Origin of the sequence: Bacteroides graminisolvens DSM 19988 = JCM 15093, from assembly GCF_000428125.1 — a bacterium.
GTDB lineage: Bacteria > Bacteroidota > Bacteroidia > Bacteroidales > Bacteroidaceae > Bacteroides > Bacteroides graminisolvens.
The window spans coordinates 643,623-667,319 of record NZ_ATZI01000001.1; the positions used below are offsets into that span (position 1 = coordinate 643,623).

17 protein-coding genes, 1 tRNA gene and 1 riboswitch are annotated in these 23,697 nt (G+C 44.0%); of the genes, 9 read left to right on the forward strand and 9 right to left on the reverse strand.

The features are described from left to right. The first annotated feature begins 16 nt into the window (after positions 1-16). Together aroB and C511_RS0102595 are read left to right on the forward strand one after the other, a co-directional pair. Entirely contained in the window at positions 17-1,078 is a 1,062-nt protein-coding gene (aroB, locus tag C511_RS0102590; protein ID WP_024995238.1) for a 3-dehydroquinate synthase, read from the forward strand. Between the two features lie 88 nt (positions 1,079-1,166). Next, positions 1,167-1,241, forward strand: a tRNA-Pro gene (locus tag C511_RS0102595). A 1,133-nt stretch (positions 1,242-2,374) separates the two neighbouring features. Here C511_RS0102595 and C511_RS0102605 read toward each other — a convergent pair. After that, positions 2,375-2,545 (reverse strand): DUF362 domain-containing protein, encoded by a 171-nt coding sequence (locus C511_RS0102605; protein WP_024995807.1) that lies wholly within the window; start codon positions 2,543-2,545, stop codon positions 2,375-2,377. A gap of 224 nt (positions 2,546-2,769) precedes the next feature. Here C511_RS0102605 and metA point away from each other — a divergent pair, with 224 nt between their 5' ends. The 3 genes from metA to C511_RS0102620 are packed head-to-tail and all read left to right on the forward strand — an operon-like array spanning position 2,770 to position 6,418. Then, positions 2,770-3,687 (forward strand): homoserine O-acetyltransferase MetA, encoded by a 918-nt coding sequence (metA, locus tag C511_RS0102610; RefSeq protein ID WP_024995808.1) that lies wholly within the window; start codon positions 2,770-2,772, stop codon positions 3,685-3,687. After that, positions 3,687-5,513, forward strand: coding sequence for a peptidase U32 family protein (locus C511_RS0102615; RefSeq protein ID WP_024995809.1), 1,827 nt, complete (start codon positions 3,687-3,689; stop codon positions 5,511-5,513). Before metA ends, C511_RS0102615 begins: the two co-directional genes overlap by 1 nt. Further along, positions 5,510-6,418 carry a hypothetical protein gene (locus C511_RS0102620; RefSeq protein WP_024995810.1) on the forward strand — a complete coding sequence of 303 codons (909 nt, stop codon included), beginning with the start codon at positions 5,510-5,512 and terminating at the stop codon, positions 6,416-6,418. The genes C511_RS0102615 and C511_RS0102620 overlap by 4 nt, the downstream gene beginning before the upstream one ends. Before the next feature lie 4 nt (positions 6,419-6,422). Here C511_RS0102620 and C511_RS0102625 read toward each other — a convergent pair whose 3' ends face one another. The 5 genes from C511_RS0102625 to C511_RS0102645 form a co-directional block, all read right to left on the reverse strand. Further along, positions 6,423-8,666 carry a TonB-dependent receptor gene (locus C511_RS0102625; protein WP_024995811.1) on the reverse strand — a complete coding sequence of 748 codons (2,244 nt, stop codon included), beginning with the start codon at positions 8,664-8,666 and terminating at the stop codon, positions 6,423-6,425. Between the two features lie 136 nt (positions 8,667-8,802). Continuing rightward, a complete protein-coding gene (locus tag C511_RS0102630; RefSeq protein ID WP_024995812.1) occupies positions 8,803-9,363 on the reverse strand; it encodes a response regulator transcription factor in 561 nt (186 codons plus the stop codon). A gap of 13 nt (positions 9,364-9,376) precedes the next feature. Further along, on the reverse strand, positions 9,377-10,972 hold the full coding sequence (locus tag C511_RS0102635) for an NAD(P)/FAD-dependent oxidoreductase (RefSeq protein WP_024995813.1): 1,596 nt from the start codon (positions 10,970-10,972) through the stop codon (positions 9,377-9,379). Between the two features lie 31 nt (positions 10,973-11,003). Further along, positions 11,004-12,371, reverse strand: coding sequence for a DNA repair protein RadA (gene radA, locus C511_RS0102640; RefSeq protein WP_027317736.1), 1,368 nt, complete (start codon positions 12,369-12,371; stop codon positions 11,004-11,006). A 78-nt stretch (positions 12,372-12,449) separates the two neighbouring features. Beyond that, entirely contained in the window at positions 12,450-13,493 is a 1,044-nt protein-coding gene (locus C511_RS0102645) for an asparaginase (RefSeq protein ID WP_024995814.1), read from the reverse strand. Positions 13,494-13,841: 348 nt separating this feature from the next. On the opposite strand from C511_RS0102645, the gene thrA reads away from it, so the two are divergent. The 4 genes from thrA to C511_RS0102665 all read left to right on the forward strand — a co-directional run bounded on the left by thrA (position 13,842) and on the right by C511_RS0102665 (position 20,091). After that, a complete protein-coding gene (gene thrA, locus C511_RS0102650) occupies positions 13,842-16,277 on the forward strand; it encodes a bifunctional aspartate kinase/homoserine dehydrogenase I (protein WP_024995815.1) in 2,436 nt (811 codons plus the stop codon). Positions 16,278-16,281: 4 nt separating this feature from the next. Continuing rightward, positions 16,282-17,499: a cofactor-independent phosphoglycerate mutase gene (locus tag C511_RS0102655; RefSeq protein WP_024995816.1), complete on the forward strand. Its 1,218-nt coding sequence runs from the start codon at positions 16,282-16,284 to the stop codon at positions 17,497-17,499. A 5-nt stretch (positions 17,500-17,504) separates the two neighbouring features. Beyond that, positions 17,505-18,812, forward strand: a complete 1,308-nt coding sequence (gene thrC, locus C511_RS0102660) for a threonine synthase (RefSeq protein ID WP_027317737.1) — start codon at positions 17,505-17,507, stop codon at positions 18,810-18,812. 70 nt (positions 18,813-18,882) lie between these two features. After that, positions 18,883-20,091: an MFS transporter gene (locus C511_RS0102665; protein ID WP_024995817.1), complete on the forward strand. Its 1,209-nt coding sequence runs from the start codon at positions 18,883-18,885 to the stop codon at positions 20,089-20,091. Positions 20,092-20,107: 16 nt separating this feature from the next. Here the strand turns inward: C511_RS0102665 and C511_RS0102670 are convergent, their stop codons facing one another. The 3 genes from C511_RS0102670 to C511_RS0102680 are packed head-to-tail and all read right to left on the reverse strand — an operon-like array spanning position 20,108 to position 23,525. Then, complete coding sequence (locus C511_RS0102670; RefSeq protein WP_226992440.1) at positions 20,108-20,746, reverse strand: thiamine diphosphokinase; 639 nt, start codon at positions 20,744-20,746, stop codon at positions 20,108-20,110. Further along, the gene (pnuC, locus tag C511_RS0102675) at positions 20,743-21,300 is read right to left on the reverse strand and encodes a nicotinamide riboside transporter PnuC (protein WP_024995819.1); all 558 of its coding nucleotides are present in this window, start codon (positions 21,298-21,300) and stop codon (positions 20,743-20,745) included. The genes C511_RS0102670 and pnuC overlap by 4 nt, the downstream gene beginning before the upstream one ends. Beyond that, complete coding sequence (locus C511_RS0102680) at positions 21,300-23,525, reverse strand: TonB-dependent receptor (protein ID WP_024995820.1); 2,226 nt, start codon at positions 23,523-23,525, stop codon at positions 21,300-21,302. The genes pnuC and C511_RS0102680 overlap by 1 nt, the downstream gene beginning before the upstream one ends. 31 nt (positions 23,526-23,556) lie before the next feature. Beyond that, a riboswitch (TPP riboswitch) is annotated at positions 23,557-23,652 on the reverse strand. Positions 23,653-23,697 lie beyond the last annotated feature (45 nt).

Genomic DNA, 23,697 nt, shown 5'->3' on the forward strand with positions numbered 1-23,697 from the left:
GAAACCCTTTTGCAATATGAGTAAACAAGATGTCATTCTGTGCGAAAGTCTGGAACACAGTCTGGAGCAAGCCATTGAAAAGTGTCCGCACGACAAGCTGTTTGTGTTAACCGACGAGCATACCACCTCCTTGTGCATGCCCGCACTTCGTGAACTAAGTCCGCTAAAAAATGCTGTTGAAATAGTTATTGGTGCCGAAGATACCCATAAAACCCTCGATACCCTTGCCAGCGTGTGGCAGGCATTGAGTGAAAAAGGAGCCAGTCGTCATTCCCTGCTGATCAATGTAGGCGGAGGCATGGTGACCGATCTGGGCGGCTTCGCGGCAGCTACATTCAAGCGAGGCATAGCCTATATAAATATTCCCACTACCTTGTTGGCTATGGTCGATGCCTCGGTAGGAGGGAAGACCGGAATTAACTTCAACGGATTGAAGAATGAAATAGGTTCCTTCTTTCCTGCTTCCAGCGTACTGATTGAAACCGAATTCCTGCGCAGCCTTGACCGCTACAACTTCCTGTCGGGTTATGCTGAAATGCTGAAACACGGATTAATAAGTACCCCTGCCCATTGGAGCGAGCTGCTTACCTTCAACACTGAGCACATTGACTACAGCGAACTGAAACAGCTGGTAGGTCGGTCTGTGCAAGTGAAGGAGGACATTGTGCAGCAAGATCCGTTTGAGCACGGCATCCGCAAGGCCCTTAACCTGGGGCATACGGTAGGTCACGCCTTTGAGAGTCTGGCATTGGCAGAAAACCGCCATGTGCTACACGGCTATGCCGTGGCTTGGGGAGTGGTGTGCGAGCTCTACCTGTCGAACGTCAAAGCCGGGTTCCCTACTGATAAGATGCGTCAAACCATTCAGTTCATTAAAGAAAACTACGGAACGTTCTTTATTGATTGTAAAACCTACGACCGGTTATACGAATACATGCTGCATGATAAGAAAAATTCTTCGGGCATCATTAATTTCACCCTGTTGAAAGAGGTAGGCGACGTAAGTATCAATCAATCAGCCACTAAGGACGAAATCTTCGAGATGCTCGACTTCTACAGAGAGTGCATGGGCTCTTGATGAGAACCTGAAAAACGCCAAAAGCTAAAAAAAAGAGCGCCCAAAGTTTGGACTTTAAAAATGAAGTTGTAACTTTGTGCTCCGAATTCGGGGTGTAGCTCAGCCCGGTTAGAGTACGCGTCTGGGGGGCGTGTGGTCGGAAGTTCGAATCTTCTCACCCCGACATTTGCTGAGCAAAGAAAAAGGAGTCAGGCGACAAGCCCGACTCCTTTTTTGTTTGGCAGGCAGGAAGTTATTGTTTTATTCTTAAATACATACAAGTGTTTGTGGAAACTCTCTATTGGTCTTGTGTATAGTTATCAAATTGATTGTTAACGACCTTTCTCTGACTAAATTTCCTCAATGTGTTACCAGATGCGCTCGAATCAATTCATCTCCTCATAATTGCTTTATTTGCAAAAGTATGGTTGCTTCTTGTTTGTTAAATGCTCAAGGATGTCTTTTTAAGGCTCTCTGTTATGTTTTAGTTATCTTGGCGTACTCGGCTTTGGTTTTTGTGTTATTTTTCAATAGAAGAGATTTAAAGCCTAAATTGCATGGTGTTGTGTTTGTGCCTAAAACAGTTCTTAACTACTTGCCTGTTGCAAGGCTGTGATTTTATTGGTTTAAGCTCCGGTGATTTGAGTTTGATGCCCTGTATTTGCAGCCTTTAGTTGGCGGTTAACACCTTGAATAAGCGGTGTTTGGCGGGTTCTTTCGTTTGTTGAAATAAATAACCGAAATTTATTCACCCCTCTTTTCACCCCTAAAATTATGCTTTTAATTTATTGAAAATCAGCTCGTTGTGGGTGTAATGAAAAATCGTTTTCACCTCTCTTTTCACCCCAATATATTAATATTATATTAAAAATATAGATAAGAAGATTTGGGTTGAGTTTTGGGTGAGTTTTGCGATTGCACTGTCATGATTTCTCTTAGTAAGGCGATTTGTTCCTTTGAACTGTCGTTTTTTTGAGAGTGGTAGAGCTGTTTCTGATGTGTGGTAAGTGGACATTTCTCCCAAGGTTTGGGTATTTGTTCTTAGGAGAACAATGTACTGTTTTTAAGAGATAGATGAGCTGTTTTTTATTTTGTTAATATGGTTTCAGTTGCAATAGTTGACATGACTGTAGGGCTAAAGACTTCTCTTTAGACAAAAGCGAGATTGTTGGTCTGCGATTTTTATTTCTACGCCTATAATTTTAAAAAGTTGGTCTGCAATTTTAAATTGCTGGGCAGGAAATGGGGGGAGAGTATATATAAAAAAAGACCGCCTCTTGTGGAGACAGTCTTTTTTTATATTCTACCTTACAGGAATTATTCTGCAGGGTGAATTGCTTCAGAAGGACAAACATCTGCGCAAGTACCGCAATCAGTACATACGTCAGGGTTGATTGAATAGATATCTCCTTCAGAGATAGCTTCTACCGGACACTCGTCAATACAAGTTCCGCAAGCAATACAGTCATCAGTAATTACGTAAGCCATTTTGTCAAAATTTTAAATATTAGTACTAATTAGTTGCGCAAAAATAAGAGTTTTATTGATTAGTCACCCATGTTTGCCCTTTAATTTGTTTTAATTTGTATCTTTTCTAAATAAGAACAATCGTTAAATGCTTTGACATAAACAAGCTTTGTCGCTGATTCTGTGCTTACTAACTTCTTTTTTTGCTATTTTTGCAGCCGAAACAAGTAACAACGGAGGATATTATGCCATTAAACTTACCCGATAAGCTTCCTGCAATAGAAATTTTGAAAGGAGAAAATATTTTCGTTATTGATTCTTCGCGTGCCAATCAACAGGACATTCGTCCACTACGCATGGTGGTGTTGAACCTGATGCCGCTTAAAATCACAACGGAAACAGATCTGGTGCGTTTACTTTCAAACACACCGCTTCAGTTGGAAATTTCATTCATGAAAATAAAAAGCCACACCTCTAAGAATACACCCATAGAGCACATGCAGACTTTTTATAATGATTTTGATGAAATGCGTCATCAGAAGTTCGATGGTATGATTATAACCGGTGCTCCGGTGGAACTGATGGATTATGAAGAAGTTAGTTACTGGAACGAAATTACCGAAATATTCGACTGGGCACGCACGCACGTTACTTCCACTTTTTATATTTGTTGGGCGGCACAAGCAGGGTTGTACCATCATTATGGAATTCCGAAGTACCCGCTCGAGAAAAAGAAGTTTGGCGTTTACGAGCATTTGGCACTCGACCCGCTTCATCCTATATTTCGTGGTTTCGATGATGTGTTTTACGTTCCTCATAGTCGCCATACGGAAGTGAGAAAAGAAGATATATTGAATGTGCCCCAGCTGAAGTTGCTTTCTGAATCTGAAGGCGCGGGTGTGTACATGGTAGAAGGTCGTGAAGGCAGAGAGTTTTTCGTGACCGGGCATTCAGAGTATTCTCCTTTCACCTTAGATGTGGAGTACCGCAGAGACAAAGAAAAAGGCTTGCCCATAGAGTTGCCTCAAAACTACTACAGAGATAATGACCCGACCAAAGAACCGCTTGTGCGTTGGAGAGGACACGCCAATCTCTTGTTCTCCAATTGGCTGAACTATTTCGTATACCAAGAAACGCCTTACAATATAGAAGATATTAAATAATGAGGAAACTGCGTAACATAGAGTTGCTGGCACCGGCTAAGAATCTGGAGTGTGGCTTGGAAGCTATTAATCACGGTGCCGACGCCGTATATATTGGCGCACCCAAGTTTGGTGCCCGTTCGGCAGCAGGCAACTCACTTGACGACATACAAACGCTGGTGAAGCACGCACATCTGTATAATGCCCGCATTTATGTAACGGTAAACACAATCTTGAAAGAAGAAGAATTGTTAGAAACCGAAAAGATGATTTGGGAGCTATATGGCATGGGTGTAGATGCTCTCATCGTACAAGACATGGGCATAACGGGTTTGAACCTGCCTCCCATTCCTTTGCATGCTAGTACGCAAACCGATAATAGAACATCTGATAAAGTCAAATTTCTAGCTAATGCAGGTTTTCGTCAGGTAGTGTTAGCGCGTGAACTGTCTTTGAAGGAGATTGACCGCATTCATCGCGAAAATCCCGATGTGGCTTTGGAAGCCTTTGTACACGGTGCTCTTTGTGTTAGTTACAGCGGTCAGTGCTACGTTAGTGAGGCTTGTTTCGGTAGAAGCGCAAACCGGGGCGAATGTGCTCAGTTTTGCCGTCTTTCTTTCAACATGGTCGATGCCGATAATCAGGTCATGGTGAGTAACAAGCATTTGTTGTCATTAAAAGATATGAACCAGTCAAACCAGCTGGAGGCGTTAATCGATGCCGGTGTGTCTTCCTTTAAGATTGAGGGACGGTTGAAGGATGTTTCGTATGTGAAGAATGTAACAGCGGCTTATCGCCAGAAACTGGATGAAATACTGAATCGCCGGCCCGACCTGATAAGAGCTTCCTCGGGGACTTGCTACTTTGACTTTAAACCCCAGCTGGATAAGAGTTTCAGCAGAGGTTTTACTCATTATTTTGTGAATGGACGTGATCGTGATATCGCTTCTTTTGATACGCCTAAATCACTGGGCGAGGAGATGGGAACAGTGAAAGAGATAAGAGGCAATTACTTGACTGTAGCCGGTTTGAAGTCATTTAACAACGGCGACGGGGTTTGTTATCTTGATGAAAAAGGAACCTTGCAAGGGTTCCGAATTAACAGGGTGGATGGCAATAAATTGTTTTTGCAGGAGATGCCCGAAATTAAACAACGAACTGTTTTGTATCGTAACTATGATCAGGAGTTTGAAAAAATACTGTCACGTGAATCGGCCAAGCGAAAAATAGCGGTTGAATTGCTTTTAGAGGATCATGTTTTCGGATTCTCCCTTGCGCTAACGGATGAGGATCGTAACTTGGTGACATTGGCTTTGCCCCGTGACAAAGAATTGGCTCGTTCGCCACAAACTAAGAATCTGGAGGAACAGTTGGCCAAGTTAGGCAATACACCTTTTGAGGCAATTAAGGTAGAGGTTCGCTTCTCCGATAACTGGTTTATCCCGGTGTCTGCTTTAGCCGATTTACGTCGTAAAGCGGTGGACGAATTGTTAACCCTACGCAGCATCAATTATAAGCGCGAGGTATCTGTATGGAAATCGACCTCACATGCCTATCCGCAAACGGAACTTACGTATTTGGGTAATGTCATGAACTCCAAAGCGCATTCTTTCTATGCGGCTCACGGGGTGAAGAATATTGCTCCGGCGTTTGAAAAACAACCGGTTGAAGATGCGGTATTGATGTTCTGCAAGCATTGCCTGCGCTTTAGCATGGGCTGGTGTCCGGTACATCAAAAAGGCCGTTCACCTTATAAGGAACCGTATTACCTGGTCTCTTCCGATGGAAAACGATTCCGTTTAAGTTTTGATTGTAAAAACTGTCAGATGAAGGTAAGTGCCGTATGAAAAACTTGCTTGGTTTACTCGTTCTTCTCTTATTGTTGGTTTCTTGTCGGTATCCCCGGGAAGAGGGGCAGATAAGTGCATTGAAAGAGAACACCAATTTGGAGGTGTTTGCTGATTCGGTTGCACTGGAACGGTTACCGGTAAAAAACTCGTTTACTTACTTACATAAAGGCGATAGGGTAGTGGTTGCAGAATTAAATGTACATGCTACCGACAGCGTTGACAGCATTTGGGTGAAAGTGGCTCATTCACAGGAAGTGCAGGGCTGGATTCGGCAGAGCGAATTGGTTCAGAACTTTGTACCGTCCGACAGCATATCGCAATTCATTCATTTTTTCAGTGATACACACGCTTCTTACTTTGTCATTATTTTCTTCGTGTTTGTAGGAGTATGGCTTTTTAGGGTGTTCCGTAAGAAACAGCTTCAACTGGTTTATTTTAATGATATTGATAGCGTATATCCTTTGTTTCTCTGTTTATTAATGGCCTATAGTGCCACTCTTTATGAATCAATGCAGGTATTTGTTCCCGAAACCTGGCAATATTATTATTTCAATCCCACTCTATCACCTTTCAATGTACCGGTTATTCTATCAGTCTTTTTACTCAGTATCTGGGTGTTTATAATTGTATTTTTAGCGGTACTTGATGATTTGTTCAGGCAATTAACGCCTTCAGCTGCGGTCTTTTATTTGCTGGGGCTGATGTCTTGCTGTATTTTCTGCTATTTCTTTTTTATTCTGACAACTCATTTTTATGTGGGCTATCTTTTCTTGGCTGTCTTTACGGGCATTTGTTTCCAACGAATGCGCCACAGTATGGGTTATAGATATCGATGCGGTAATTGCGGCCGAAAGATAAAAGAGAAAGGGGAGTGCCCATACTGCGGTGCTATCAATCAATGATTTCTTAGAAGCGACAACGCATGTCTACACCAAACTGCATGGGGCGTGCCAACTGAGCGTAGCCGTTACCCGATGACTCGAAGTAGAAGGTGTTATAGCGTTTGTTAAGGAAATTGCGTGACCACAAATCAATCTCCGCACGACCAATGGAAGTACATATTTTCCAGTTTACAGTGCCATAGAAATTCTGTGCCACGTCATTCTTTTCCGTCCAGTATATCTTGCCTGCTCCCGAATAATTGGCCACGAAACGCACTTCGTCAAACAAAGAGTTTTTGTCACATTTTACAGTGTATTGAGCGCCTATATTCAGTGTGTGACGAGGAATGAAGGGAACGAAGTTATCTTTGTAATCGGCTTTCCCGTCGTTAAAGTCGGCAAAGCTAGCATGGGTGTAACCGTAGTTGGCTGTTAGCATAAGCTCATCGGTTACGTTGGCCCGTATGGCTGCTTCCGCTCCATAACTGCGACTTTTGCCTGCGTTGACCATCATTCTACCCATTTCACTGCCGGAAAACTGAGCAATCTGTTGGTCTTTCGTATCCATGTAAAAGGCTGCCAAATCGGCCCACAAGGTACCGTCGAGTAGGGTAAGGTGACTTCCTAATTCATAGTTCCATGCATATTCGGGTTTGTAGCTTATCACCTTGCTGATATCGGTCGTATTGCCTCCGGTTCTCATCATTTGAGCCTGAATAATATCCGAGAACATTTGAATGTTGTACCCTCCACTGCGGTATCCGCGGCTCACGGTTGCGTACAGATTGTTTTTAGGATCGAAACTATATTTCAACGCAAACTTAGGTAGCAGAATCCAATAATCATCGTCTTCCTTACCATCAACACTGTAGGTGTTTGACACAACACCTCCCATAGGGTTGCCCATCATATAGGCTTGTGCTCTCATGGTGGTGTGCGTGTCATGTGTAATATCCATTTTTTCATAATCGGCACGTAAACCTACGGTCAGGCTCAGACCTTTCCACAACAGGTCATTAAACGTGCTTTCATGAAATAAAGCTGCTCCCAAAGTAGGGGTGTCGTAGAATCCGTAAACCGGCATGGTTTGATCTAGCAATTTTACTTTTACCGGACTGGATGCCATGGCTGCGTCCATGTATCCTTGAAGCATTGCCATTCCGTCGGCCATGAAGGTAACAGGTGCCTCGGTATCCAATGCCTGGTAGAAAGCAAATCCTCCAAACAGCCACTCCCAACGTTTGTTGTTTTTGCTTTTGAGCGTTAGCTCTTCGCTGAAGGTTTGCTGTTTCTGTTTCTGCATGATGCTATATTTATCGGCTACAGAGAAATCCTGATCCATCATCAGTCTGTCTTTCAAATACTGGAAACCGGTTACAGATGTTAACGTGAAGTTTCTGGCGTTGTATTCGGTATTCAGGCTGGTATTAACCAAGTTGCGATGGTAGGTCGACTCCAAATTGTAAGCCGGATCGGCTGTTTTCCCCGTACTTTTATCATATAACCCATAAGGATATCCGCCCTGATCGTTGTATTCGTAATTCACATTCAAGTCTAACTTTAAATTAGCCGTAGGCAAGAATATACTACGGATACGGCCTCCGGTTGAATGGATGTGATCGATGTTTTTGTCGAGTGCCTTGTTCTCAAAGAAGCCACCTGCATATTCATAGAACCCCCCTGCCGAAAATGCAAATTTATCGGATACACGATGATAATGCGTAACTGATGTATTATACTGATTATAAGTTCCGGCACTCACACGGAGATCAGTACCCTGATAGCTAAACGGCGATTTGGTGAATACACGGATCAGTCCGCCCATGGCACTGCGGCCGTATAGAGTAGCCTGAGGTCCACGCAATACGTCAATTCGCTCAATATCAGCATAGTTGAAATCGAATGCCGATTTGTCCATAAAAGGTACATTGTCAACATACAAACCTACAGAAGGGTTGTTAATACGCGAGCCGGTGCCTCGTATATAAATGGCTGAAGTCAGCTTAGAACCATAATCGGGAATGAAGAGGTTTGGCACGAGTGCTGAAAGGCCTTTCAGAGAGGTGACCTGACTATTCTGCATGTCTCTTTGTGACAAAATAGTTGAGGCAGAGGGTTGTTGACGTAGCTTTCGGCTTTCTTTAGGCGTAGCAATGACGACCACTTCTTCTACATCAATCACTCGAACAGTATCTTTGGGCAAATCTTCGGCCCAAACTGGAACACAGCCCAGCAACGCCAGGCTTAATAGAAATTTATTTTTCTTCATAATAAACCAGAATTTAGTGAATACAGCATCCTTGGATCCTTTTTCTGTATGACCGGGACCGGGAAACGCCGTATTGATTGTAACGAGGGCAAAGAAACAGTTTATATTTGGGCTATACAATCCTAATTTATGAGGATTATATACGGTCTGCTTCTACATATCCGTTCATCACGGCATACATCGTAAGTCCGGAAACCGATTTGATTCCCAACTTTTCAGTGATGTTTTTGCGGTGAGTGATAACCGTCGTGAGACTGATGTTCAGCTTATCGGCTATCTCTTTGTTTATATACCCTTTGGTGATGAGAACAAGCACTTCTATTTCGCGTGCCGATAGCTCAGCCTCCTCGTGCGGAGGAGGGAGTGGAATGCTATCGGAGAAGAATTTGCTTAATTCAGCTTTCATCATTTTCTCCGGAAGGAAAATATTCAATATATGATTTCCGCCCGATGCGGTATTGAGTCCTATGCCGTGCATCAGAATAACCGTTTTTTCTTTGCGAGGGAGAAAAAATGAATTATACAGTACGTAGGTTTGCGAAGAAACAAAGTACCACGTATACATATCAGGGGTATCATCGGCAAATGTACCGTAGTCGGCAAACGTACGGATAATAAATTCCTCGCTTATTTCACTGAGCAACTTTTTGAGTCCGATAGCCGATAATGTATCGGGGTTGATGATTGCTATTTCCATAAGAGCATTCTATTTAAGCCGGATTGTTCAGGAAGGCAGCAACGGCTTCTGCACATCGTTCCCCATCCATGCCCGCAGATACGATACCTCCTGCGTATCCCGCACCCTCTCCGCAAGGGAATAGGCCTGCAATAGTGATGTGTTGCATCGTTTCTTTATCGCGCACAATTCGTATGGGTGATGAAGTTCGTGTTTCAACACCCATCATTACAGCTTCGTTGGTTAAAAAGCCATGACAGCTTTTTCCGAACTGCAAAAATCCTTGTGCCAACCTTTTTGAGATGAAATCGGGCAACCAGAAATGAAGCGGTGAGGCAAGTAAGCCGGGGCTATACGAAGACTTCGGCAAATCGACTCCCAATTTGCGGTTGGTGAAGTCGACCATACGTTGCGCCGGTGCCGTTTGCTTCATGCCTCCTTGCAGCCAGCTTTGCCTTTCCAATTCTTCCTGAAAGTGCATCAGTTTTAAAACACTTTCTACTTTATCGGCCTTGCCATTGGCCACGAGCCATTGGTCTACCTCTGTATCTTCGGGTCGTATTTCAACCACCATTCCCGAGTTACTCCATTTAGAACCTCGGTTGGAGGGCGACATGCCATTGACAACAACTTGTTCGGGACCGCTTGCGGCCGGTACAACGAAGCCACCCGGACACATGCAGAAACTATATACACCTCTTTCCTTTACTTGGGTGACAAAACTGTACTCGGCAGCCGGAAGATATGAGCCGCGGCCTTCTCTCCGATGGTATTGAATCTGATCTATCAGTTCGGAAGGATGCTCCAAGCGAACACCTACTGCCAGTCCTTTGGTTTCAATGGGAACGTTGTTTTCGGCTAACCAGCGATATACGTCGCGCGCTGAATGTCCGGTAGCCAGTATAACCGGTCCGAGAAATGTTTGGCCGGTATTGGTTTCAATCCCTTCCACTCTGTTATTCTTAATAATCAGTGCATCCATACGTGTTTCGAAGTGCACTTCACCTCCGTTGGTCAGAATGGTGTTACGCATGTTTTCAATGACTTTGGGTAACTTGTCAGTCCCAATATGCGGATGTGCATCGGCCAGGATAGCAGGATTGGCTCCGTGTTGGCAGAACACATTTAATATTTTATCAACATTACCTCGTTTCTTGCTGCGGGTGTAGAGCTTTCCGTCCGAGAACGCACCGGCACCGCCTTCTCCAAAGCTATAATTCGATTCAGGGTTAACGATGTGCTCCCTACTGATAAGGGCTATATCCGATTTCCGGTCGCGTACACTCTTTCCCCGTTCCACTACGATAGGACGCAACCCTAGCTCAATAAGACGCAGCGCTGCAAAGAGTCCGCCGGGTCCTGCACCTACTACGATCACTTGCGGTTTATTCTCGACACTTCGGTATTCGGTTATTTGAAATTCATCCCCCGAAGGCATTTCGTTGATGTAAACACGTACACCCAGATTGAGGTAGATGGTTCGTTGTCGGGCATCGATGCTTCTCTTTAGTATGCGAATGGCATAAATCGTATCTGGTTTCACACCCTTTTCACGGGCAATGTACTGCTTCAGTACCTGCTCGTTGGCTGCCTGCTCTGGCAGAATTCTAAGTTGGTATTCTTGTATCATTCTAAATTTATATATGAAATAAAATTCCGGTTTATCCAAATAAAGCCCGGAATGCTTCCTCTACTTTTCTAACAGGAATAAGCTCAATCTTAATCCGTTTGGTGTCAATGCCCTGCAAATTATATTTGGGAAGAACAAACTGACGGAAACCTAATTTTTCGGCTTCAGCAATGCGTTGTTCAATACGGTTTACGGGTCTTATCTCTCCTGATAATCCTATCTCACCGGCCATGCACATGCCACTCTCTATCCCTGTATCCATGTTGGAAGACAGTATGGCGCTAATAACTGCCAGGTCAATGGCCGGATCATTCACCTTTATACCTCCGGCAATGTTTAAAAATACATCTTTCTGAGCCAGTTTAAAGCCCACCCGCTTTTCAAGAACGGCCAATAGCATATTCATCCTTCGCAGATCAAAGCCTGTTGCCGATCGTTGCGGGTTCCCATAAACAGCCGAACTAACAAGAGCTTGTGTTTCTATCAGAAAAGGCCTAACGCCCTCAATAGCAGATGCAATGGCTACGCCGCTCATCCCTTCGTGATCTTGTGATAACAATAATTCGGAAGGATTGTTTACTTGTCGGAGCCCGTCTTGCCGCATTTCATAAATGCCTAGCTCGGCCGTACTGCCAAATCGGTTTTTGATGCTTCTGAGAATACGATACATGTAATGCTGATCTCCTTCAAATTGAAGGACCGCATCGACTATGTGTTCCAGCACTTTGGGACCGGCAATGCTTCCTTCCTTATTGATGTGCCCGATCAGGATAACGGGTGTATGACTCTCTTTGGCGAAGCGGAGAATGGACGCGGAGCATTCACGAACCTGCGCTACACTCCCGGGCGAAGATTCAAGTATCTCTGTCGAAATGGTTTGTATGGAGTCGATAATAACAAGGTCGGGACGCGTATTCTTAATGTGAACATATATTTGCTCCAGTGATGTTTCGCAAACAATGAGGCATTCACCCGAAGCACTTCCTAAACGGTCGGCTCTGAGCTTAAGCTGACGCGCGCTTTCTTCACCGGATACGTACAGAATGCGTTTTTCGGGGATGCGAAGCACGGTTTGTAAAACCAAGGTCGATTTTCCGATGCCCGGTTCACCACCTATCAACACCAGCGAACCTTGCACCAGTCCGCCTCCCAAAACCCTGTTCAACTCCTCGTCGTACATATCAATACGAGGCTCATCGGCCGCTTCGATTTCGTTGAGCGTAATGGGGCGGGTTTTTACGCTTTCCATACCGGTTGAAACCTTTTTCGGTCCGCTTTCTTTGCGGATGATTTCTTCCACATACGTATTCCATTCTCCACAACCGGGACATTTCCCAATCCACTTAGGTGATTCCTGTCCGCAGTTGCTGCACACATAAACGCTCTTTTCCTTTGCCATTCAATTTCTTTATTTGTAGAACAATGACAAAAGTAATGAAAATAATCAGAATGAAGATGGGTACTTGCCTTGAATCTGTTAAACTGTGATTTCACCTGCTAGCGAGTGATTCATTCGTTCTCTGATTTCCTCGGGAGAGTATCCGTGTCCGATTAGAAACATCAGTTTAGTTACGGCCGATTCTGTGGTGCTGTCATATCCACTAACAACCCCTGCCTGCAATAATTGGTAACCGGTATTGTAGCGTTCCATTTCCACCGTGCCGGCGTTGCATTGCGTTACGTTGACTATGACAATGCCTTTGGCGCAGGCTTCACTCAGGCACCGGATAAACCACGGTTTGCTGGGAGCATTACCCGATCCGTAAGTCTCCAGTACCAATGCTTTTAGTCCGTCGATAGCCAAGGTAGCCGCCATTACGTTTTCTTGTATGCCCGGAAAGAGTTTCAATACGGCGATGTTACTGTTGAGCCAGGTATGCACCTTTAACTGCCTGCCTTCTTCGTATTGATGAATATGCATGCGGTGGAAACGGATATGAATACCTGCTTCGGCCAGTATGGGGTAGTTGGAAGAACGAAATGCATTGAAGTTTTCGGCATTCATCTTGGTGGTACGGTTACCACGCATCAGGTGATTTTCAAAAAAGATGCATACTTCGGGTACAATGGGATTGCCTTCGGCATCATGTGCGGCTGCAATTTCAATGCTGGTCATTAGATTTTCTTTGCCATCCGTACGCAGTACGCCTATGGGAAGCTGTGAACCGGTGAAAATGATAGGCTTATTGAGCCCTTCCAGCATAAAACTCAATGCCGATGCCGTATAAGCCATTGTATCCGTACCGTGAAGAATCACAAAACCGAAATAGTTGTCATAGTTCTCGCCAATGATCTGTGCCAGTTTTTTCCAGATCTCCGGGTCCATGTCGGATGAGTCCATAGGAGGATTAAACTGCAAAGAATCGATGGTGAAATTGAGTTGTTTCAACTCAGGAATATGATGTCTGAGCTGCTCGAAGTTGAAATTTTCGAGTGCTCCGGTTTTTTCATTTTCAATCATACCGATGGTTCCACCGGTGTAAATTAGCAATACGGAAGTATTTTGTGCTTTTTCTTGCATAATTGTACTGTTTTCTGGCTTGCAAATATAGTATTATTCTTGTTATTAATGACATTTTGTAAAGCTAAAATTATTTTATAAGAAAAATAAGGCAAAAAGTTATAAATTGATTGTTTTTATTCTTACTTTTGCAACACTTATCAAAAACGATAATAGAAACAAAGAGAATGGTTCATTACTATCCACATACAACCACATCCATGTGCACCACAACCCTTAGGGGTTAGGGATAGTATTTGTGTTTCTACGTGATACACGCTTGCAATAGCAGGCAATTTCAATAAATCTTATTTTAATCGTCATTGAATTTCCTTTTGAGGGAATTAGTGTACTTAAATTAGCATCTTCATGAAAGTAATGAAATTCGGCGGAACATCCGTAGGTTCCGTGAACAGCATTTTAAGCGTAAAGAAAATAGTAGAGGCAGCAGAAGAGCCTGTAATCGTGATCGTTTCAGCATTGGGTGGTGTGACCGACCAATTAATCAATACTTCTAAAATGGCTTCTGCCGGTGATTCTCGTTATGAAGGAGAGTTCCGCGAAATTGTATTCCGCCATGTGGAAATGATAAAAGCCGTTATTCCGTCCGGAGAGCAGCAGCAGGATTTGCAGCGCCGTGTGGGTGAACTTCTTAATGAATTAAAAGATATCTTTCAGGGTATCTACCTTATAAAAGACCTCTCTCCGAAAACTTCTGATATGATTGTCAGCTACGGTGAGAGGCTTTCTTCTATTATAGTGGCAGCATTAATTCAGGATGCGGTATGGTTTGATTCGCGTAGCTTCGTTAAAACCGAAAGAAAACATGCACGACACATGCTTGATGCGGAACTTACCAATAAATTGATTAAAGAAACGTTTAAAGTATTACCCAACGTGTCATTGGTTCCCGGCTTTATCTCGTCCGACAAGGTGACTGGTGATGTAACTAACTTAGGACGTGGAGGTTCTGATTATACGGCTGCTATCATTGCTGCTGCGCTTGACGCTTCGGGTCTGGAGATATGGACAGACGTTGACGGCTTCATGACTGCCGACCCTCGCGTGATCAGTACTGCCTATACAATAACCGAACTGAGTTATGTGGAGGCAACCGAACTGTGTAACTTCGGAGCCAAAGTGGTTTATCCACCAACAATTTATCCGGTTTGTCACAAAAACATTCCTATTCTGATAAAGAATACATTCAACCCCGAAGCAGTTGGTACTATCATCAAACAACAAGTGAGCAGTCCGCTAGGTAAGGCCATTAAGGGTATTTCTTCCATTAACGATACAAGTCTTATTACTGTGCAAGGCTTGGGAATGGTTGGAGTGATCGGTGTAAACTATCGCATCTTCAAAGTTCTCGCAAAGAGTGGAATCAGTGTGTTTCTGGTATCTCAGGCCTCTTCGGAGAATAGTACCTCTATCGGTGTGCGAAATGCCGATGCCGATTTAGCTTGTGAGGTATTAAACGAAGAGTTTGCCAAAGAAATTGAAATGGGCGAAATTGGTCACGTATGCGCTGAGAAAGATTTGGCTACCGTAGCCATTGTCGGTGAGAATATGAAACACACCCCCGGTATTGCGGGTAAACTATTTGGTACGTTAGGACGTAACGGTATCAATGTGATTGCTTGTGCACAAGGAGCCTCGGAAACCAATATTTCGTTCGTAGTCGAATCCAAATCGCTGCGCAAATCACTGAATGTGATTCATGATTCTTTTTTCCTTTCCGAATATCAGGTTTTGAACCTGTTTATCTGTGGAATAGGTACTGTAGGTGATAGTCTTATCGAACAAATACGTTGCCAGCAACAGAAGTTGATGCAGGAAAACGGGTTGAAACTGAATGTGGTGGGTATAGCCAATAGTTCATTTGCTATGTTTCGCCGAGAAGGGCTAGACCTTTCCAATTATCGTGTTGAACTGAAAGAGAAGGGTATCAAGAACTCTCCCAAGATATTTCACGATGAGGTGATAAAAATGAATATTTTCAATTCGGTATTTGTTGATTGTACGGCTAATGCTGAAGTTGCAGCTTTATACAAAGACTTCCTGCAACACAATATATCGGTGGTGGCTGCTAATAAAATTGCGGCTTCTTCGAAATATGACAATTACCGTGAACTTAAGCAAGTGGCACGTCACAGGGGAGTAAAGTTCCTTTTCGAAACCAATGTGGGAGCCGGATTGCCTATTATCAATACGATCAATGATTTAATCAATAGCGGTGATAAAATATTAAAGATTGAGGCGGTTCTTTCGGGTACACTCAACTACATCTTTAATAAGATCAGTGCTGATATTCCTTTCAGCAAAGCCATTCAGATGGCGAAAGAAGAAGGCTACTCCGAACCCGATCCCCGCATTGATTTGAGCGGTAAAGATGTTATTCGCAAATTAGTGATCTTAGGGCGTGAGGCGGGTTATCGTTTGGAACAGGAGGATGTGGAAAAACACCTGTTTGTACCTGCCGAATATTTTGAAGGCTCGCTGGATGACTTTTGGAAACGGGTTTCCACGCTTGACGCCAACTTTGAAGCACAACGCAAGTTGCTTGAAAGCGAGAAGAAACATTGGTGTTTCGTAGCCCGTTTGGAAGATGGCAAAGCGTCTGTTGGTTTGCAGGAAGTCGATGCTTCTCATCCGTTCTACGGACTGGAGGGAAGCAACAACATCATCTTACTGACAACGGAAAGATATAAAGAATATCCGATGATGATTCGCGGATATGGTGCCGGTGCAGGCGTTACAGCGGCCGGCGTATTTGCAGATATTATGAGTATAGCTAATGTTTAATGAGATGAAACATATTATTATATTGGGAGATGGCATGGCCGACTGGCCTGTGAAGTCTCTGGGAGACAAGACGCTCCTGCAATATGCGAAGACGCCTTATATGGACATGCTCGCCCGGATGGGACGCAACGGTAGGCTGCAAACCGTAGCCGATGGCTTCCATCCGGGCAGCGAAGTGGCTAACTTATCAGTTCTGGGTTACAACCTGCCTAAAGTGTACGAGGGCAGGGGAGCACTTGAAGCGGCAAGTATTGGTATTGATCTCAAACCGGGAGAGATGGCCATGCGCTGTAACCTGATCTGCATAGATGGAGAGGTTATTAAAAACCACTCTTCCGGTCATATTTCGACGGAAGAGGCTGATGTGCTTATTCAATATTTGCAGGAAGAGTTGGGGAGTGACAAGGTGTGCTTTCATACCGGAGTCTCTTACAGGCATCTATTGGTTATCAAAGGTGGAAATAAGCAGTTAGACTGCACACCGCCTCATGATGTGCCGTTGCAACCGTTCCGCCCGCTACTGGTAAAACCTTTGCAGGCAGAGGCTGAAGATACGGCTTCGTTGATTAACGAGCTGATCTTGAAGTCTCAGGAACTTTTGAAAAGCCACCCGATCAACCAGAAACGAATAGCGGATGGCAAGGATCCGGCTAACAGTATCTGGCCATGGTCGCCGGGTTACCGTCCTCAAATGGAAACATTGTCGGACACTTTTCCCGGTATAAAGTCGGGAGCGGTTATCTCGGCGGTCGACCTGATTCGGGGGATTGGTTATTATGCCGGACTTCGCCGATTGGAGGTAGAAGGGGCAACCGGTTTGTACGATACAAACTACGAAAACAAAGTGGCTGCTGCACTGGATGCTTTGAAAAAGGACGACTTTGTTTATCTTCACATTGAGGCCAGTGATGAGGCCGGCCACGAAGGAGATGTGGACTTGAAAATTAAAACGATTGAGAATTTGGATAGTCGGGCAGTCGGACCCATTTACGAAGCTGTTAAAGACTGGGATGAACCTGTTGTGATTGCCGTCTTACCCGATCACCCTACTCCCTGCGAACTTAGAACACACACTAAAGATCCGATTCCTTTCTTGATTTGGTATCCGGGAATTGAAGCCGACAGCGTGCAGACTTATGATGAAGTGGCTGCTTGTGAAGGAAGCTACGGATTGTTGAAGGAGGATGAATTTATGAAAACGTTTATGCTTGCAAACAAATAACAGCTATGAAATATTACAGTACAAATAAACAAAGTCAGTCGGTTTCCTTGCAAGAAGCGGTAGTGAAAGGATTGGCTTCAGACCGCGGACTTTTCATGCCCGAAGCGATCAAAGCTCTTCCATCAAGTTTCTACGATCACATTGAAGACCTGTCTTTTCAGGAGATAGCCTATCGTGTAGCTGATGCCTTTTTTGGTGAAGACATTCCGGCAGACACATTGAAGGACATTGTGTACGATACGCTCAATTTTGATGTTCCTTTGGTGAAGGTGGAAGAAAACATCTATTCGCTTGAGTTGTTTCACGGACCCACTCTTGCTTTCAAGGATGTTGGCGGTCGTTTTATGGCCCGGTTATTGAGCTACTTTATCCGCAAAGAAGGTCAGAAAGATGTGAACGTATTGGTTGCCACTTCGGGAGATACCGGCAGTGCAGTGGCTAATGGCTTCCTCGGTGTAGAAGGCATTCACGTTTACGTGCTTTACCCCAAAGGAAAAGTAAGTGAAATACAAGAGAAGCAGTTTACTACATTGGGACAAAATATCACTGCTCTGGAAGTTGACGGTACGTTTGACGATTGCCAGGCACTGGTGAAATCGGCTTTTATGGATAAAGAACTGAACGATCACTTGTTGCTTACCTCGGCCAACTCCATCAATGTGGCTCGCTTCCTACCGCAGGCATTCTACTATTTCTATGCTTATGCGCAACTGAAAAAGATGGGACAAGCAGACAATAAAAAGGTTGTGGTATGTGTGCCAAGTGGTAACTTTGGTAATATTACGGCCGGCTTGTTTGGAAAGCAGATGGGCTTGCCTGTGTCTCGCTTCATTGCAGCCAACAACAAGAACGATATATTCTACCAGTATCTGCAAACCGGAAAATACAACCCTCGTCCGTCGGTTGCTACGATAGCCAATGCAATGGATGTGGGTGATCCCAGTAACTTTGCTCGTGTACTCGATCTGTATCAAGAATCTCACGAAGCTATCTGCCGTGATATTTCGGGAACCACCTATACTGATGAGCAAATTCGTGAAACGGTGAAAACCACTTATCTGCAAACGGGTTATTTACTTGATCCGCACGGAGCATGTGGCTTCCGTGCTTTGAAAGAGGGATTAAAGGAAGGAGAAGTCGGCGTATTTCTGGAAACAGCTCATCCGGCCAAGTTCCTTGAAACAGTAGAGGACATCATTGCCGACAAGGTAACTATTCCCGCCAAGTTGCAGGAATTTATGAAAGGAGAAAAGCAAAGCTTGCCGTTGAGTAAAGAATTTGCAGATTTTAAAGCTTATTTATTGAAACTTTAAGCACAAATCAAATATCTTTGGAATCTCGTTCGGCATATTGCCGGGCGAGATTTTTTTATGACTAGCAGGTATGAGTAACTGGAAAAATGTATTTGGCATTATATGGACGGGGCAATTATTCTCCATTCTAAGTAGCTCTATCGTTAGTTTTGCATTAATTTTATGGCTAAGCTTTGAAACAGGTTCAGCTGAAGTATTGGCTTTATCAGCTTTGGCCGCCTTGCTTCCCCAATCGGTTATTGGTTTGGTTGCGGGAGTCTATATTGATCGGTGGGACAGGAAACGAACCATGATTGCAGCCGATTCTTTCATTGCATTTTGTACACTCCTTCTTGCGATGCTTTTCTTCCTGAATATGGCCGAAATCTGGCATATCTATGTACTGTTGGCTTTGCGTTCTGTCGGATCAGCTTTTCACATGCCTGCTATGCAAGCCTCTATTCCTCTATTGGCACCTGCCGATCAGCTGGGCCGTATTGCCGGTATAAACCAGATGCTCGAATCGGTGTGTAACATTGCCGGTCCGGCTTTGGGAGCTTTGTTTATCGGACTGATGGACATTAGCTATATTTTGTTGTTGGATGTAGGAGGAGCTTTGATGGCATGCTTATCACTCCTTTTCGTCCGCATGCCCAATCCCGAGCAGGACGAAAATAAACGCACCGGTATCTGGATCGAATTAAAAGAAGCACTACACATCGTAAAAAAGATAAAAGGCATCACACCACTGGTACTGTTTTCGGTCTTATCTACCTTTGTCATTATGCCGGTAGCAGTCCTTTTCCCTTTGATGACATTGAAGCACTTTTCGGGAGATGCTTTTCAGATGAGTGTCGTTGAGGTTGCTTGGGGTGCAGGTATGTTGTTGGGTGGTGCGGTGATGGGCGTATTCTCTATTAAAACAAATAAAGTCATCCTTATCAATCTGATGTATGTACTGATCGGGTTAAGCTTTTACTTTTCAGGCATATTACCCGAAAGCGGTTTCTGGACGTTTGTGTTCCTTACTTTGGCAGGCGGAGTAGCGGGTAGCATCTATAACGCATGCTTTATTACTGTTATTCAGATACAAATACCACCCCATATACTCGGACGGATTTTCTCCGTTTACCTCAGTCTGGCTCTATTGCCATCCATGATCGGGCTGGTGGCTGCCGGAGCCATAGCAGATGCCATCGGATTGAGTAATATGTTTATCATTTCAGGCCTTCTGCTTTGTCTTATCGGACTGCTATCATTCGCTTTCCGTTCCATGCTGGTTTTAGGAAAACCATTGTAGCCTTTAAATAGTCTGCTTAATAGGTGCGGAAAATAAGATATTCCCCTTTAGCCTGTATGGTAAAGCTATCGCCAGTTGTTTGGTTCAAAGTTCCTTGCCACCAGTTACTGAAATCGCTGAGCGGGTATACCAATCCTTCACCTTTAATGCCTGTTGCGCCAAAGTTAATGAGAGAGATCTGCTCACCGGGTACACACTCAAAACAAGCATCACCCTGAACCGGGGTGAATACACCGTAATCGGTAGCCATTTGTACATCCGCCCCCAAATGCATGTAATCCATTAGCAGACTGATGTTTCCTAGCGTGTGATCTTCGCGCTTGCCGGTAGCTCCAAGAATCAGAAGATGATTCCTTTGCTGTTGCAGGCAATAAGCGACCGCCTTTGTCTGATCATTTGTTTCCTGGTCAGCACTCGTGATAAGTATCTCTTTGAACCGTTCACGATTTTCGGGCGATATGGAATCACCGTCTCCAATTATAATAGAGGGGGTGTTGCCACGGCAGATATAGTCGTCCGCTGCACCGTCACAACAAACTACAAAGCTTGCCTGCTGCAACAATCCGACCGGAAGCGGATGAGAAGGATACTCGCCATTGGCCAGAATAACTGTTTCAATGGCTGAATGGCTACGAAGTAAAGGATAGTATTTCATGCTAAAATCATTTTCTTCCATTTAAAGTAGCCAAAGATAGCTATAACTGCGTAAAGACCGTACAGAAAAGCCGTAAAATCAAGTCCTTTGTAAACGTACAATCCACAGCTTACCACATCAACAGCAATCCAAGCCAACCATTGTTCCACATACTTTCTTGCCAGCAGCCACATGCCTACAATGCTGAGTGCGGTGGTGAAACTATCCAGCCAGGGAACCGTGCTGTCAGTGAAATTCACCAAAATCCATCCGATAACCCAGAATGCTACTACAAAAACCAATGCAAGTGGTAAGTACACACGTAGCGGTGTATACGTTACAGGTAGCTCTTTTTTATTACCTCCGCCCTGTTGCCAGATAATCCATCCGTAAACAGCTGCCAGCAAGTAATACACATTAATGCCTGAGTCGGCATACAGTCCCGCCTCGTAATAAACAAAGATATAGATAGCAGGCATGATGACGCCTGCTATCCATAAATAAATACTGGCTTTATACTCCAGCCATAAGTAGAGTAAGCCGATAACCGTTCCTGCTATTTCAAGGTAGTCCATTAAAAACGAAGAGTTAAGTTGGCCATTACGTTAGTACCCGCCTGAGCTGCATAACCTGCGTAGTTGTAACGTATGGCTTGGTTGTTATCCATATAATATCCGCTACCTGCATACCCATTGTTTTCATACTCTTCGTTGAATAAGTTGTAGATGGTAAAACCTACACTGGCCGATTTGGTGTGAGCCAGTTTGAAACGATAAGCCACATTCAGGTTACTTACAAAATAGGCATCAAGAATGTGCTCATCCTGTTTGGCATTACTCATGTATTGTTTGCTCACGTATTGTGATTGCAAACCGGCTTCCAGGTTCTTATAGTTGAAGCTGAACAAATTATTTAGAATCAAATCAGGTGAAAAGGCAATTGGTGTATCGCCGTGTTTTATCTCAATAGGATTCTTTTCTTCGTTTTCGTACAATAGCTCGGTAAAGTTTTGTACCCGGTTTTTGCTTAACGTTCCGTTGATGTCCCATCGTAGATATTTACCTAATTTCACTCCCAGCATTAGCTCAACACCCATTCGGTAACTGTTGGGTACATTGGCTGCCATTGGTTCTCCTATCTCATTCTGTTCGCCGGTCAGTACCAACTGATCCTTGTAATCCATGTAGTACAAGTTAGCACCTGCGGTGAGCCAGCTGTTAGCAAAGGTGTATCCCAATTCATAATCGAGCAAACGTTCCGCTTGGGGATGTTCAGCTGCTTTACCATCCGTATAATTGTTACGGGTTGGCTCCTTCTGAGCAACAGAGAATGAAGCATAAGCCCGGTTGTTCTGATTGATTTGCCAGTTGATACCAGCTTTTGGGTTCAAGAAATCGAATGTTTCATCAACATTTAGTTTCTGCATTGCTGCCGTATTCCAATCCCAGTTATCATTTGCTCCTTTTATCTGGTAATTGATGTGACGATACTGTACGTCACCATACAAGCTGAGGTGTTTATTGAGACTGTAATCAGCCTTCAAATACAGATTCCCGTCGGTCTTTTTCCCGTTATTACGATAATACTCCTGTTCCGGGTCCAATGCACCGACGTAGTTCCTTACCCAAGTAACCTTTCCGAAGTGATCACCGTCATACTTATTCCATCCTCCGCCAAGAACAGCATTCAGCTGATCCGTTTTATAATTGAGCGAAAAGATAGCCCCGTAAAAGTCATTGTCCATCTTCTTTTGACGTATCAAATCGCTTTTTTCTATTGTTACTCCATCTACGATGTATGGCTTCAGTCCGTATTCAACTAACTTTCGTCCGGTTTTGTATTCCTGATAATACCCATTACCGGGAGTGTAATGCAAACCTCCGTTCAAACTCCACGAAGGAGAAATCGTGTGATTAACCAATAACTGGTAATGCGTTTGATGATAATTGTCGGTCTGATCATCATAATAAGCCGCTTTACCATTGGCATCTGTATAAGCTCCGGCAGGATTGTAGCGGCGTCCGTATTTCTTCATATCCTCTTTCGAAGCATAATACCAAGCATGATATGTTTTCTCCAATCCGCTGAAAGTAATCAGTTTGATTAACGTGTTATCAGTGAAATATGCTCCCTGAAGGAAGTACGAATACAAATCCACCGAAGCTCTATCAATGTAGCCATCGGTTCCGATGTTCGATAAACGTGCATCGAAAGCAAAATGCTTATTGATTAGTCCCGTGCCCACTTTTACGGTTTCCTTGTGCGTATTGAATGAACCATACGCACCATTAAATTCCGCATACGGCTGCATGGAAACCCCTTCGGTTTGCATGCTTACACTACCGCCAAAAGCTCCGGCACCGTTTGTTGACGATCCGGCACCACGTTGCACCTGAATATCTTTAAGTGAAGATGCAAAGTCGGGCATGTTCACCCAAAACACGGTGTGGCTCTCGGCGTCATTCATGGGAATACCGTTGGCCGTTACGTTGATACGTGTACCGTCCGTTCCGCGAATACGTAACGATGTATACCCGATACCCGCTCCTGCATCCGAGGTGGTAAGAACGGAAGGTGTCAGACTCAGCAGATAGGGAATATCTACACCCGAGTTCTGCTTACTTATTTGGTCTTTACTGATGTTTGTAAAAGCCATCGGTGTTTTGGCGGTGGCACGCGTTGATACAATCTCCACTTCCTGGAGGTTCACTTGTTTGAGACTGTCGTTTTGTACTTTCTGTGCAAAACTCATGGAGCCGGAAATAGCTATCCCGACCAGCATTAAAGCTCTCTTTTTCATTTTAAATAAAAAATTAAATTAAACAGAAAAGGGGACTTTTCTATTTTATCCCTCCGCCGGCATTATCCGGATCAGGTTAATGGGTATGATCTCAGCCCGTTTTATTAAGGCACCCCTCTTATTGAAATCTACTGCAAAAGTAACGCTTTTAAGTTAGAATGGTTCTATGTAA

Excerpts from the sequence above, each read along its gene's own strand:
- aroB (WP_024995238.1), top strand. The coding sequence starts at position 17 with ATGAGTAAACAAGATGTCATTCTGTGCGAAAGTCTGGAACACAGTCTG.
- C511_RS0102605 (WP_024995807.1), bottom strand. The coding sequence starts at position 2,545 with ATGGCTTACGTAATTACTGATGACTGTATTGCTTGCGGAACTTGTATT.
- metA (WP_024995808.1), top strand. The coding sequence starts at position 2,770 with ATGCCATTAAACTTACCCGATAAGCTTCCTGCAATAGAAATTTTGAAA.
- C511_RS0102615 (WP_024995809.1), top strand. The coding sequence starts at position 3,687 with ATGAGGAAACTGCGTAACATAGAGTTGCTGGCACCGGCTAAGAATCTG.
- C511_RS0102620 (WP_024995810.1), top strand. The coding sequence starts at position 5,510 with ATGAAAAACTTGCTTGGTTTACTCGTTCTTCTCTTATTGTTGGTTTCT.
- C511_RS0102625 (WP_024995811.1), bottom strand. The coding sequence starts at position 8,666 with ATGAAGAAAAATAAATTTCTATTAAGCCTGGCGTTGCTGGGCTGTGTT.
- C511_RS0102630 (WP_024995812.1), bottom strand. The coding sequence starts at position 9,363 with ATGGAAATAGCAATCATCAACCCCGATACATTATCGGCTATCGGACTC.
- C511_RS0102635 (WP_024995813.1), bottom strand. The coding sequence starts at position 10,972 with ATGATACAAGAATACCAACTTAGAATTCTGCCAGAGCAGGCAGCCAAC.
- radA (WP_027317736.1), bottom strand. The coding sequence starts at position 12,371 with ATGGCAAAGGAAAAGAGCGTTTATGTGTGCAGCAACTGCGGACAGGAA.
- C511_RS0102645 (WP_024995814.1), bottom strand. The coding sequence starts at position 13,493 with ATGCAAGAAAAAGCACAAAATACTTCCGTATTGCTAATTTACACCGGT.
- thrA (WP_024995815.1), top strand. The coding sequence starts at position 13,842 with ATGAAAGTAATGAAATTCGGCGGAACATCCGTAGGTTCCGTGAACAGC.
- C511_RS0102655 (WP_024995816.1), top strand. The coding sequence starts at position 16,282 with ATGAAACATATTATTATATTGGGAGATGGCATGGCCGACTGGCCTGTG.
- thrC (WP_027317737.1), top strand. The coding sequence starts at position 17,505 with ATGAAATATTACAGTACAAATAAACAAAGTCAGTCGGTTTCCTTGCAA.
- C511_RS0102665 (WP_024995817.1), top strand. The coding sequence starts at position 18,883 with ATGAGTAACTGGAAAAATGTATTTGGCATTATATGGACGGGGCAATTA.
- C511_RS0102670 (WP_226992440.1), bottom strand. The coding sequence starts at position 20,746 with ATGAAATACTATCCTTTACTTCGTAGCCATTCAGCCATTGAAACAGTT.
- pnuC (WP_024995819.1), bottom strand. The coding sequence starts at position 21,300 with ATGGACTACCTTGAAATAGCAGGAACGGTTATCGGCTTACTCTACTTA.
- C511_RS0102680 (WP_024995820.1), bottom strand. The coding sequence starts at position 23,525 with ATGAAAAAGAGAGCTTTAATGCTGGTCGGGATAGCTATTTCCGGCTCC.